At 49.1% G+C, this 12,984-nt stretch carries 8 protein-coding genes; 7 read left to right on the top strand and 1 reads right to left on the bottom strand.

Translation table 11 applies throughout. From position 1 onward, the window contains the following. Positions 1–73: 73 nt before the first annotated feature. The 6 genes from pdxI to AB4H76_RS12345 all read left to right on the top strand — a co-directional run bounded on the left by pdxI (position 74) and on the right by AB4H76_RS12345 (position 8,055). Complete coding sequence (gene pdxI, locus AB4H76_RS12370; protein ID WP_077491563.1) at positions 74–934, top strand: pyridoxine 4-dehydrogenase; 861 nt, start codon at positions 74–76, stop codon at positions 932–934. 63 nt (positions 935–997) lie between these two features. Continuing rightward, positions 998–3,304 carry a DUF2773 domain-containing bactofilin gene (locus AB4H76_RS12365; RefSeq protein WP_077491561.1) on the top strand — a complete coding sequence of 769 codons (2,307 nt, stop codon included), beginning with the start codon at positions 998–1,000 and terminating at the stop codon, positions 3,302–3,304. Positions 3,305–3,474: 170 nt separating this feature from the next. Next, complete coding sequence (locus AB4H76_RS12360; protein ID WP_000177526.1) at positions 3,475–4,080, top strand: CDP-alcohol phosphatidyltransferase family protein; 606 nt, start codon at positions 3,475–3,477, stop codon at positions 4,078–4,080. After that, positions 4,080–4,976: a phosphatidate cytidylyltransferase gene (locus AB4H76_RS12355; RefSeq protein WP_077491559.1), complete on the top strand. Its 897-nt coding sequence runs from the start codon at positions 4,080–4,082 to the stop codon at positions 4,974–4,976. Before AB4H76_RS12360 ends, AB4H76_RS12355 begins: the two co-directional genes overlap by 1 nt. Positions 4,977–4,991: 15 nt before the next feature. Further along, on the top strand, positions 4,992–6,749 hold the full coding sequence (locus tag AB4H76_RS12350; RefSeq protein WP_000431845.1) for a bifunctional alpha/beta hydrolase/class I SAM-dependent methyltransferase: 1,758 nt from the start codon (positions 4,992–4,994) through the stop codon (positions 6,747–6,749). Next, complete coding sequence (locus tag AB4H76_RS12345; RefSeq protein WP_124061961.1) at positions 6,739–8,055, top strand: phosphatase PAP2/dual specificity phosphatase family protein; 1,317 nt, start codon at positions 6,739–6,741, stop codon at positions 8,053–8,055. The genes AB4H76_RS12350 and AB4H76_RS12345 overlap by 11 nt, the downstream gene beginning before the upstream one ends. Before the next feature lie 50 nt (positions 8,056–8,105). On the opposite strand, the gene azoR is transcribed toward AB4H76_RS12345, so the two are convergent. After that, on the bottom strand, positions 8,106–8,711 hold the full coding sequence (azoR, locus tag AB4H76_RS12340; RefSeq protein WP_000048951.1) for an FMN-dependent NADH-azoreductase: 606 nt from the start codon (positions 8,709–8,711) through the stop codon (positions 8,106–8,108). 200 nt (positions 8,712–8,911) lie between these two features. Between azoR and hrpA the strand changes: the two genes are divergently transcribed. Next, entirely contained in the window at positions 8,912–12,814 is a 3,903-nt protein-coding gene (gene hrpA / locus AB4H76_RS12335; RefSeq protein ID WP_000139568.1) for an ATP-dependent RNA helicase HrpA, read from the top strand. The last annotated feature ends 170 nt before the right edge of the window (positions 12,815–12,984 follow it).

The following is a 12,984-nucleotide window of genomic DNA, read 5'->3' as shown; positions in this document are numbered from 1 at the left end:
CCTTCGCATTATTTATCTCTTTTCGTTTCTATACTGATTTTTCTTAATCCGTTTTATTACAGGGCAGGGTGCGATGAGCAGCAATACATTTACTCTCGGTACAAAATCCGTTAACCGTCTTGGTTATGGCGCGATGCAACTGGCAGGTCCTGGAGTTTTTGGCCCCCCACGAGATCGCCACGTCGCTATAACCGTGCTGCGTGAGGCGCTGGCATTGGGCGTCAATCATATTGATACCAGCGACTTTTATGGTCCGCACGTCACCAATCAGATTATCCGCGAAGCGCTTTATCCTTACTCTGACGACCTGACAATTGTCACTAAAATTGGTGCGCGGCGTGGAGAGGACGCATCCTGGTTGCCCGCATTTTCTCCGGCAGAGCTGCAAAAAGCGGTGCACGATAATCTACGTAATCTCGGGCTGGGCGTGCTGGATGTGGTTAACCTGCGCGTTATGATGGGGGATGGTCATGGCCCAGCGGAAGGATCGATTGAGGCCAGCCTGACCGTGCTGGCAGAGATGCAACAACAAGGCCTGGTAAAACATATTGGCCTGAGCAACGTCACACCGACGCAGGTTGCAGAGGCGCGCAAGATTGCCGAAATTGTCTGTGTGCAAAACGAATACAACATCGCGCACCGTGCTGATGATGCAATGATTGATGCTTTGGCCCACGATGGCATTGCCTACGTGCCGTTCTTCCCGCTCGGGGGCTTTACACCGCTGCAATCGTCCACACTTTCCGATGTTGCTGCGAGCCTGGGTGCAACACCAATGCAGGTGGCGCTGGCGTGGCTGTTACAGCGTTCACCGAATATTTTGCTGATCCCAGGGACGTCTTCGGTTGCGCATTTACGGGAGAATATGGCTGCTGAAAAATTGCAACTTTCTGAGGAAGTGTTGTCTACGTTGGATGGTATTTCGCGAGAATAACGAATATACAAAAGGGAAAGATGCATTTCCCTTTTGTTTCTTTTTTAATGGCATGGAGTGCATATGTTTAAGGCCAGGATTTGCGGCTGGATAGGTTTACTTCCCCTGTTTATGCTGAGTCTTCCAGTACAGGCGGAACTTCGATGTGTTGCAAATGCAGTTGATATTGAACAATTTTTTTCTGCGGCTACCGCTGAAGATAAACAACAAGTTGAACAAGCTATCAACAGTAGCGTGAATCTTGTCCCCTTCGGTTTATCTGCATCGGACTGGAAAGTGCATCGTGGCGATTTAGTGGTAGAAGGTAATATAGAGAGTAATCAAAAATTGATTGTTCTTGGCAATTTGACAGTCAAAGGAAATATTTCCACTTTCTCTCTTTCTAATCCATGGGTTATTCTCGGTAACGTGACGGCAACGAATATAGTTACGGATTCACCACTGTTAATTACCGGTTCGATAAATGCAAGTGGACTGGTATTTATCGACTCATATTACGATAATCCGTCTACGATTAAGGGGAGTATTAATGCGCGTGGGATATTTATCAATGACATAATTGCACCTGTTGTTGCGTCTTCGACAAATAGTGAATTCATGGTCCGTGCGAGTGACAAAAATGACACTGAAAATGTCAAAAAAGCGCTGATGATAATAAATCCTGATGCATATTATTGGGGTCTAATAAATGATGAAGATGCTCTGAAAGAAATTTTTAAGCGAAGCAATATTCGCATGGCAGGGAATGTCTGTAATCAGATGAAAAAAGAAGCGCTGTTTCGCCCTAAGCCTTCTCCTGAGTTAGTGCAGGAATTGCAAATGCTGGATGAAGGCAACGTTGCTGCATTTGAAGGACGAGATATTGCGACATTTGATCTTGCCATAATCCGAACTCTCCCAAGGCTTAAAGGAATTTCAGCTAACCTACGCAAACAACTTATTAATAGCAATGATGAACAAACGATTGAAAGTATGGCGAGATATATGCCTGACAATGAGATTCTGGAGTTGACCGATCAGCAATTGGGTTACCAGCCTGTTGTTCTGGGGTTGCTCGACCGTGAACCGCTCTCTGTCGAAATAATGACGCGAATGAGTCGTCTACCTGATGGTGTCGGTCCGTTGAATCTTGCGCTACGTGAAAATCTCCCTCTGGATATCGTAATGACTCTGGCGAAAAGAGATTGGGATATGATCATTCAGGAGCTTTATAAAGATGCGTGGTTATTGCCTGAATCCATTATTGATGGCTATATCCGCAGTGATGATTCCTCTATTCGTCAGGTCGGTGCTGGAGGACAACTCACCTACAATCAGGCAATGCAGTTGGCGAACGATTCATCAAACAATGTTGTCACAAGCTTAGCGTTCAAGCTGGCAGAGATGAAACACCATGGTCAATTATTGCGGATGACGCCACAAGAGAGTGACAAAGTTGCAGCCTATTTATACCAAAAATTCGAGAATGACGATGATCTAATACGTGTGTTATTTTTAGCATTGCCAGATAACTTACAGTTTAATTTTGTTAAAAAGATGGAGAAAAAATCCCCTGCCTACTTTTGCTGTCGGGATATGCAGGTAATTCACTCTGACGCTGCTCTACAACGGTTATTGACACGTTTCAACGATCCTGAGGGGTGGAGTAATCTGGCGAAAAATCAGTATCTGAGCACGTCGATGAAACAAAAAATTTGGCAACGTGCTTTATCGCATCGGAAAAATAATCCGAAAGCAGATTCAGCTGCGTATGAAACCAGCGCTGATATGATTTTGTCTGAGCTTATCAGCCACGGTGAAGTTGATGATCAGATGCTATTAAATGCCACAGCCCTGATACGTTTGGAAGACTGGGACTTTTTAGAGAGTGCATTAGTTAGTTGGGATAATTTACCCGCTGTTGTCCTCAAGGAATTACAGCAAAATACGCCACGCAATGATATTTGGGCGAAGTTTTTTCTGAGGCAGGAAAACAGCTCCCGTGCGCAGGTTGATGAAGCATTACGCGTCTATTATGCACTCGACCCCGATGCGTTAGCACAACTGGATGTACTGGCAAAACAACCGGATCGTATATGGTGGAGTACACTGGCGAAAAGCAATCTCACATTTTTCAAGTTCGGCGCACTTAACAACCGCCACACACCGCCTGCAGTACTGGCGGCAGAAATTGATCCCGAGTGGTGGATTGTGGCGATGAATAATCCCCGTTTTCCAGTTGATGTATTAAAGGCGAGGCTGAAACGTGATCCTTTGCTGGCGTTAGAGCTTGTTAACCCTGAACTGGATTTAGTCCGCCAGCTGGCGCTTAACGGTAAGACGCGCGCAATACGGGAACAAGCGATGAGAAAACTTGATGAGTTGTATTGATCCACAACGTAATATTTCTTAACCCTTTGATTAATTGGGGATAATTATTCCTGACAGTGAGTCCCCAATACCTTGATATATTCTGAATTTTTAATGAAGCGGCGTGTTGCGATATCTCCGTCAGGGGAATTGATGCACCATAGCGCAAACCGAATTATCAAGGATTGATAATGACGCTCTACCAGATAAAACCGCTCTTTCAGTCGCTGTTAAGGCCGACGATGTTTTGGCTTTACAAGCACCACGTTACAGCGAATCACATCACTCTTGCTGCACTGGCGCTTTCTCTTCTTACCGGATTGCTGTTGATGTTGGTGGCACAACCCATCCTCTTTATGCTATTGCCCATCGTGCTTTTTATCCGTATGGCGCTCAATGCGCTGGATGGCATGTTGGCGCGTGAGTGCAATCAGCAAACACGGCTTGGGGCAATTTTGAATGAGACTGGTGATGTTATTTCCGATATTGCGCTCTATTTAACATTTTTATTTTTACCGGAAAGTAACGCATCACTCGTGATACTCATGTTATTTTGCACCATATTGACCGAGTTTTGCGGTTTACTCGCGCAGACGATTAACGGTGTTCGCAGTTATGCCGGTCCATTTGGCAAAAGCGATCGCGCGTTAATATTTGGTCTGTGGGGTCTGGCCGTTGCCATTTATCCACAGTGGATGCAGTGGAATAATCTTTTATGGAGCATTGCTTCAATTCTGCTTCTCTGGACTGCGATTAATCGTTGTCGGAGTGTGCTTCTTATGAGCGCTGAAATATAATGCTGGAAAAATCTCTGGCAACACTTTTCGCGTTGCTAATTTTAGCAACGCTGATAAACCGTTTTCTGCTATGGCGGTTACCGGAGAGAAAAGGGGGTGAGGTTACATTACGTATTCGTACCTGGTGGGGCATCGTCATTTGTTTTTCAATGGTGATTTCAGGTCCACGCTGGATGACGTTGACGTTTTTTGCGCTGATAAGTTTTCTGGCATTGAAAGAATATTGTAAGCTTATATCTGTACATTTTCCGCGTTGGTTATATTGGGGTATTCCTCTTAACTATTTGCTTATCGGTTTTAATTGCTTTGAGCTGTTTCTGTTATTTATACCTTTGGCTGGGTTTCTGATATTAGCCACCGGGCAAGTTTTAGTGGGTGACCCCTCTGGTTTTCTGCATACCGTGAGCGCCATTTATTGGGGCTGGATAATGACCGTTTTCGCCTTGAGTCATGCCGCCTGGTTATTAATGTTGCCAACCACAAATATCCAGGGCGGGGCGTTACTGGTGTTATTTCTTTTGGCATTAACCGAGTCAAACGATATTGCACAGTATTTATGGGGAAAATCCTGCGGCAGAAGAAAAGTGGTCCCTAAAGTCAGCCCGGGAAAAACATTGGAAGGTCTGATGGGCGGCGTCATCACCATCATGATTGCGTCACTGATTATCGGACCGTTACTGACACCGCTAAATACATTACAGGCATTATTAGCGGGTTTGTTAATTGGTATTAGTGGTTTTTGCGGCGATGTCGTGATGTCAGCCATCAAACGAGATATTGGTGTTAAAGATAGCGGAAAACTATTGCCAGGACATGGCGGACTCCTTGACAGGATTGACTCATTAATTTTCACCGCTCCGGTATTTTTTTATTTTATACGCTACTGCTGTTACTGAAGGAAAATAGAGAAAATGGAAAATTCACGCATCCCTGGGGAACATTTTTTTACCACCAGTGATAATACAGCGTTGTTTTATCGGCACTGGCCCGCTTTACAGCCCGGGGCGAAAAAGGTCATCGTCTTATTTCATCGCGGGCATGAACATTCTGGTCGTCTACAACATCTCGTTGATGAACTGGCGATGCCAGATACTGCTTTTTATGCCTGGGATGCCCGAGGGCATGGAAAAAGTTCGGGGCCGCGTGGTTATAGCCCATCTCTTGCGCGTTCAGTGCGGGATGTCGATGAATTTGTCCGTTTTGCTGCCAGCGACAGCCAGGTTGGACTGGAAGAGGTGGTAGTGATCGCGCAAAGCGTCGGCGCTGTGCTGGTTGCCACATGGATTCATGATTATGCACCTGCAATTCGCGGGCTGGTGCTGGCTTCTCCGGCCTTTAAGGTTAAATTGTATGTGCCGCTGGCACGTCCTGCGCTGGCGTTATGGCATCGTCTGCGTGGTCTGTTTTTTATTAATTCCTATGTGAAAGGACGCTATTTGACCCACGATCGGCAACGGGGGGCGAGTTTCAATAATGATCCGCTGATCACACGGGCGATTGCCGTTAATATCTTGCTCGATCTCTACAAAACGTCTGAACGTATTATTAGAGATGCGGCGGCGATTACGCTCCCCACGCAACTTCTGATATCAGGCGATGACTATGTGGTGCATCGCCAACCGCAGATTGATTTTTATCAGAGATTACGTAGCCCTCTGAAAGAGCTGCATCTGCTGCCAGGCTTTTATCACGACACGTTGGGTGAAGAGAACAGGGCGCTGGCATTTGAAAAAATGCAAAGCTTTATTAGTCGTTTATATGCTAACAAATCGCAAAAATTTGATTATCAGCATGAAGACTGCACAGGACCATCAGCGGATCGATGGCGGCTACTTTCTGGTGGACCCGTGCCATTATCGCCGGTTGATTTAGCGTATCGCTTTATGCGAAAGGCGATGAAATTGTTCGGGACGCACTCTTCGGGCCTGCATCTCGGAATGAGCACCGGCTTTGATTCAGGCAGTTCGCTGGATTATGTCTATCAAAATCAACCGCAAGGTAGTAACGCATTCGGGCGTTTAGTCGACAAAATCTACCTGAACAGTGTTGGCTGGCGCGGTATTCGCCAGCGCAAAACCCATTTACAAATACTGATTAAACAAGCCGTTGCCGATCTCCACGCCAAAGGTTTAGCCGTCCGCGTGGTTGACATTGCCGCAGGGCATGGGCGCTATGTACTGGATGCGCTGGCAAACGAGCCTGCCGTAAGCGATATTTTGTTACGTGATTACAGCGAGTTAAATGTTGCACAGGGGCAAGAGATGATTGCTCAACGGGGAATGTCTGGGCGGGTGCGTTTTGAACAGGGCGATGCGTTTAACCCGGAGGAACTCAGCGCGTTAACTCCGCGGCCTACGCTGGCGATTGTCTCTGGCCTGTATGAGCTTTTTCCCGAAAATGAGCAGGTAAAAAACTCACTCGCAGGTCTTGCCAATGCCATCGAACCGGGCGGCATTCTCATCTACACCGGGCAGCCGTGGCACCCTCAACTGGAGATGATTGCCGGGGTGTTAACCAGTCATAAAGATGGTAAACCGTGGGTAATGCGCGTGCGTTCGCAAGGGGAGATGGATTCACTCGTGCGTGATGCCGGATTTGATAAATGCACACAACGGATTGATGAGTGGGGTATTTTTACGGTTTCGATGGCGGTGCGTCGTGATAACTGAACGTCGGAACGTATTGCTACAAGGCGCTGGCTGGTTATTGTTGCTGGCCCCGTTTTTCTTCTTCACCTATGGATCTCTTAATCAGTTCACCGCGGTTCAGGACCTTAACAGCCATGATATCCCCAGTCAGGTATTCGGTTGGGAAACGGCGATCCCTTTTCTTCCCTGGACTATTGTTCCTTACTGGAGTCTGGATCTTTTATATGGATTTTCGCTGTTCGTTTGTAGCACGACATTCGAACAGCGCCGACTTGTCCACCGGCTTATTCTGGCAACGGTAATGGCCTGCTGCGGTTTTTTGCTCTATCCGCTGAAGTTTAGTTTTATCCGTCCTGAAGTGAGTGGGGTGACGGGATGGCTATTTTCGCAACTTGAACTGTTTGATCTGCCTTATAACCAGTCTCCTTCGCTGCATATTATTCTCTGCTGGCTACTTTGGCGTCACTTTCGTCAGCATCTGGCTGAGAGGTGGCGTAAAGTCTGCGGCGGATGGTTTTTACTCATCGCCATTTCGACGCTGACGACCTGGCAGCATCATTTTATTGATGTCATCACAGGGCTGGCGGTAGGTATGTTGATTGACTGGATGGTGCCCGTCGACCGTCGTTGGAATTATCAGAAACCTGATCAACGTCGAATCAAAATAGCACTGCCCTATGTCGTAGGCGCGGGCTCGCGCATTGTATTGATGGAGCTAATGATGATGATTCAGTTATGGTGGTCAGTCTGGTTATGTTGGCCAGTATTATCGCTACTCATAATTGGCCGTGGGTACGGTGGGCTTGGCGCGATAACAACAGGGAAAGATAGTCAGGGGAAACTACCGCCCGCCGTTTACTGGCTGACATTGCCCTGCCGCATCGGGATGTGGCTGTCTATGCGTTGGTTTTGTCGTCGCCTGGAGCCGGTGAGCAAAATGACTGCTGGTGTTTATTTAGGGGCGTTTCCACGACATATTCCGGCACAGAATGCGGTTCTGGACGTCACCTTTGAATTCCCTCGCGGACGAGCGACAAAAGATCGACTCTATTTCTGTGTACCGATGCTGGATCTGGTGGTTCCGGAAGAGGGGGAGCTACGACAGGCCGTGGCGATGCTGGAAACATTACGCGAAGAGCAAGGCAGCGTTCTGGTCCATTGCGCATTGGGATTATCGCGCAGTGCGCTGGTAGTGGCGGCATGGCTGTTATGTTACGGACACTGTAAAACCGTTGATGAAGCGATTAGCTTTATTCGAGCCAGACGCTCGCATATTGTGCTTAAGGAAGAGCACAAAGCGATGTTGAAATTATGGGAAAACAGGTAAGTGGATTGAGATGTGGACTGAACTACAGTCCACATCAAGATCGTGTCCGGTTATGCAGCAACAATGCTGTCGATGGCTGCTTTCGCGTCAGACTGCGCTTTCGCTGCCATTTCCGGACCGTATGCGATCCCTTCGGCGAAGACAAAATTCACATCGGTAATGCCGATAAAGCCGAGGAACGTGGACAGATACGGCGTCACCAGGTCCGTTGGTCCATCTTTGTGGATCCCGCCGCGGCTGGTAATAACGATGGCTTTTTTACCCGTTACCAGACCTTCCGGACCGTTCTCGGTATAGCGGAAAGTAACGCCTGCGCGTGCAACCAGGTCAAAATAGTTTTTCAACTGAGTCGAGATATTGAAGTTATACATCGGTGCCGCAATAACGATAACGTCGTGGGCTTTCAGCTCGGCAATCAACTCATCGGAAAGCGCCAGAGCTTCTTGCTGACGAGGAGTCAGCGGCGCATCGCTCGGACGCAGTGCACCAACCAGTTCGCCATCCAGTACCGGAATCGGATTTGCAGCCAGGTCGCGAACGGTGATTTCATCAGCGGAGTGCTTTTCGCGCCATTGTTCAACAAAATAATCGGACAACTGATTAGACTGAGAGTACCCTGCCAGGATGCTGGATTTAAGAACTAATACCTTGCTCATGGTGTTTCCTTATAGATGTTTGAATGGGCGATGCCCCGTTGCTTGTTGACACTTTATTCACAATCCTGCCACAGAGATAGCGCAATAAATCGAAGCCTATGTTCGAATTTATTGAACAACGCATAGAAAGCCGCGATGTGGTACTCTATATCTATCATTTAAAAGAAAATTAATCAGGCAGATTACTGCCCACTAACGTTATGACAGAACAACAAAAATTGACCTTTACGGCCTTGCAGCAGCGGCTGGATTCGCTGATGCTGCGCGACAGACTGCGTTTTTCTCGCCGTCTGCACGGTGTTAAGAAGGTTAAAAATCCTGATGCACAACAGGCCATTTTCCAGGAGATGGCGAAAGAGATTGACCAGGCGGCAGGGAAAGTCCTGCTGCGTGAAGCGGCACGACCGGAAATTACTTATCCTGACAATTTACCGGTTAGTCAGAAAAAACAGGACATTCTCGAAGCGATTCGTGATCACCAGGTGGTGATCGTCGCCGGGGAAACGGGTTCTGGTAAAACGACTCAGTTACCGAAAATCTGTATGGAGCTGGGGCGCGGGATTAAAGGGCTGATCGGCCATACCCAGCCGCGTCGCCTGGCGGCAAGAACGGTGGCGAACCGTATTGCGGAAGAGCTGAAAACGGAGCCGGGCGGTTGCATCGGTTACAAAGTGCGTTTCAGCGATCACGTAAGTGATAACACGATGGTCAAGCTGATGACCGACGGTATCCTGCTGGCGGAGATCCAGCAAGACCGCCTGCTGATGCAGTACGACACCATCATTATTGACGAAGCGCACGAACGCAGCCTGAATATCGATTTTCTGCTCGGCTATTTGAAAGAGTTGCTGCCGCGGCGTCCTGACCTAAAAATCATTATCACTTCCGCGACTATCGACCCGGAACGCTTTTCGCGCCACTTTAATAATGCGCCGATTATCGAAGTCTCCGGTCGGACCTATCCGGTGGAAGTGCGCTATCGACCGATTGTTGAAGAAGCCGATGACACCGAGCGCGATCAGTTGCAGGCGATTTTTGACGCCGTAGACGAACTGAGCCAGGAAAGCCCTGGCGACATTCTGATCTTTATGAGTGGTGAGCGGGAAATTCGCGATACCGCCGATGCGCTGAACAAGCTGAACTTACGCCATACCGAAATCTTGCCGCTTTATGCGCGGCTTTCGAACAGCGAACAGAACCGCGTGTTCCAGTCGCACAGCGGACGGCGCATTGTGCTGGCGACCAACGTCGCGGAAACCTCGCTGACCGTACCGGGGATTAAATACGTCATCGACCCCGGTACAGCGCGTATCAGCCGCTACAGCTATCGCACCAAAGTGCAGCGTTTGCCGATTGAACCCATTTCGCAGGCGTCTGCCAATCAGCGTAAAGGCCGCTGTGGTCGTGTGTCCGAAGGGATCTGTATTCGTCTCTATTCCGAAGACGATTTCCTCTCGCGCCCGGAGTTTACCGATCCGGAGATTCTGCGTACCAACCTGGCCTCGGTTATTTTGCAGATGACCGCGCTGGGGCTGGGCGATATCGCTGCGTTCCCGTTTGTCGAAGCACCGGATAAACGCAATATCCAGGATGGCGTGCGTCTGCTCGAAGAACTGGGCGCGATCACCACGGATGAACAGGCCAGCGCCTATAAACTGACGCCGCTCGGTCGCCAGCTCTCGCAGTTGCCTGTCGACCCACGTCTGGCGCGTATGGTGCTGGAAGCGCAAAAACATGGCTGCGTGCGTGAGGCGATGATTATCACGTCCGCGCTCTCCATTCAGGATCCGCGCGAACGTCCGATGGACAAACAGCAGGCATCGGACGAAAAACATCGTCGCTTCCACGACAAAGAATCCGACTTCCTCGCGTTTGTAAATCTGTGGAATTATCTTGGCGAGCAGCAAAAGGCGCTTTCTTCCAACGCCTTCCGTCGCCTGTGTCGTACCGATTACCTCAACTATCTGCGCGTGCGCGAATGGCAGGATATCTACACCCAGTTGCGTCAGGTGGTGAAAGAACTTGGCATTCCGGTTAACAGCGAACCGGCGGAGTATCGCGAAATTCACATTGCGTTGCTGACGGGTTTGCTTTCCCATATCGGCATGAAAGATGCCGATAAACAAGAATATACCGGCGCACGTAACGCGCGTTTCTCCATCTTCCCCGGTTCTGGTTTATTCAAAAAACCGCCTAAATGGGTAATGGTGGCGGAACTGGTAGAAACCAGCCGCCTGTGGGGGCGCATTGCTGCGCGTATCGATCCGGAATGGGTGGAGCCTGTCGCTCAGCATTTGATTAAACGTACCTACAGCGAACCGCACTGGGAACGGGCGCAGGGCGCGGTGATGGCAACGGAAAAAGTCACTGTTTATGGTTTGCCAATTGTTGCCGCGCGCAAGGTCAACTACAGCCAGATCGATCCGGCGTTATGTCGTGAACTCTTTATTCGCCACGCGCTGGTGGAAGGTGACTGGCAGACGCGTCACGCATTCTTCCGTGAAAACCTGAAACTACGGGCGGAAGTAGAGGAGCTGGAACACAAATCACGTCGCCGCGATATTCTGGTTGATGACGAAACGCTGTTTGAGTTCTACGACCAGCGCATCAGCCACGATGTAATCTCCGCTCGTCACTTCGACAGCTGGTGGAAAAAAGTCAGCCGCGAAACGCCTGATTTGCTCAACTTTGAAAAGAGCATGTTGATCAAAGAAGGCGCGGAAAAAATCAGCAAGCTGGATTACCCGAACTTCTGGCATCAGGGCAATCTCAAGCTGCGTTTGAGCTATCAGTTTGAGCCCGGCGCGGATGCTGACGGTGTGACCGTACATATTCCGCTGCCGTTACTTAACCAGGTTGAGGAAAGCGGGTTTGAATGGCAGATCCCCGGTCTGCGCCGCGAACTGGTGATTGCTCTGATTAAATCGTTGCCGAAACCGGTACGCCGTAATTTTGTACCCGCGCCAAACTACGCCGAAGCGTTTTTAGGCCGCGTCACACCGCTGGAGTTACCGTTGCTTGACAGCCTTGAGCGCGAGTTACGGCGGATGACCGGCGTTACCGTTGACCGCGAAGACTGGCACTGGGATCAGGTGCCCGATCACCTAAAAATCACCTTCCGCGTGGTGGATGACAAAAACAAGAAGCTAAAAGAAGGGCGCTCGCTACAAGATCTGAAAGATGCGCTGAAAGGCAAAGTGCAGGAAACGCTGTCTGCGGTGGCGGATGACGGTATCGAGCAGAGCGGCTTACATATCTGGAGTTTTGGGCAACTGCCGGAAAGCTACGAGCAGAAGCGCGGCAACTACAAAGTGAAGGCGTGGCCGGCGCTGGTGGATGAGCGCGACAGTGTGGCGATCAAACTGTTTGATAACCCGCTGGAGCAAAAACAGGCAATGTGGAACGGTCTTCGCCGTCTACTTCTGCTGAATATTCCCTCGCCGATCAAGTATTTACATGAGAAGTTACCAAACAAAGCCAAGCTTGGACTGTACTTTAACCCGTATGGCAAAGTGCTGGAGCTGATCGACGACTGTATCTCCTGCGGTGTGGATAAATTGATCGACGCCAATGGTGGCCCGGTCTGGACGGAAGAAGGCTTTGCTGCGCTGCATGAGAAAGTGCGTGCCGAACTGAATGACACGGTGGTGGATATTGCGAAGCAGGTCGAGCAAATCCTTACGGCAGTCTTCAATATCAACAAACGCCTAAAAGGGCGGGTGGATATGACCATGGCGCTGGGGCTTTCTGACATTAAAGCGCAGATGGGCGGGCTGGTATATCGCGGTTTTGTCACTGGTAACGGCTTCAAACGGCTGGGCGACACGCTGCGATATTTGCAGGCGATTGAAAAACGGCTGGAAAAACTGGCGGTTGATCCGCATCGCGACCGTGCTCAGATGCTGAAAGTCGAAAACGTCCAGCAGGCGTGGCAGCAATGGATCAACAAACTGCCGCCCGCACGTCGTGAGGATGAAGACGTGAAAGAGATCCGTTGGATGATAGAAGAGTTGCGCGTTAGTTACTTCGCTCAACAACTTGGTACGCCTTATCCGATTTCAGATAAGCGTATTTTGCAGGCGATGGAGCAGATTAGCGGTTAACACTGCTATTTGCCTGATAAATCTAAAACCCGGTAAGCATTTAGCGCCGGGTTTTTTATTAATTCTAAAACGGTAAGGGCAAAAATTCAGGAATTCAGAAAAATACAATTCTCTGCTGCAAGATGAATAATGTTTATCTACAGCATTTCCTTAAAAGTTATGTCGGGCTT

The organism is Escherichia sp. UTM R2 (assembly GCF_048593455.1).
GTDB classification, from domain to species: domain Bacteria; phylum Pseudomonadota; class Gammaproteobacteria; order Enterobacterales; family Enterobacteriaceae; genus Escherichia; species Escherichia coli.
This window is presented reverse-complemented; position numbering and strand designations above follow the sequence as displayed.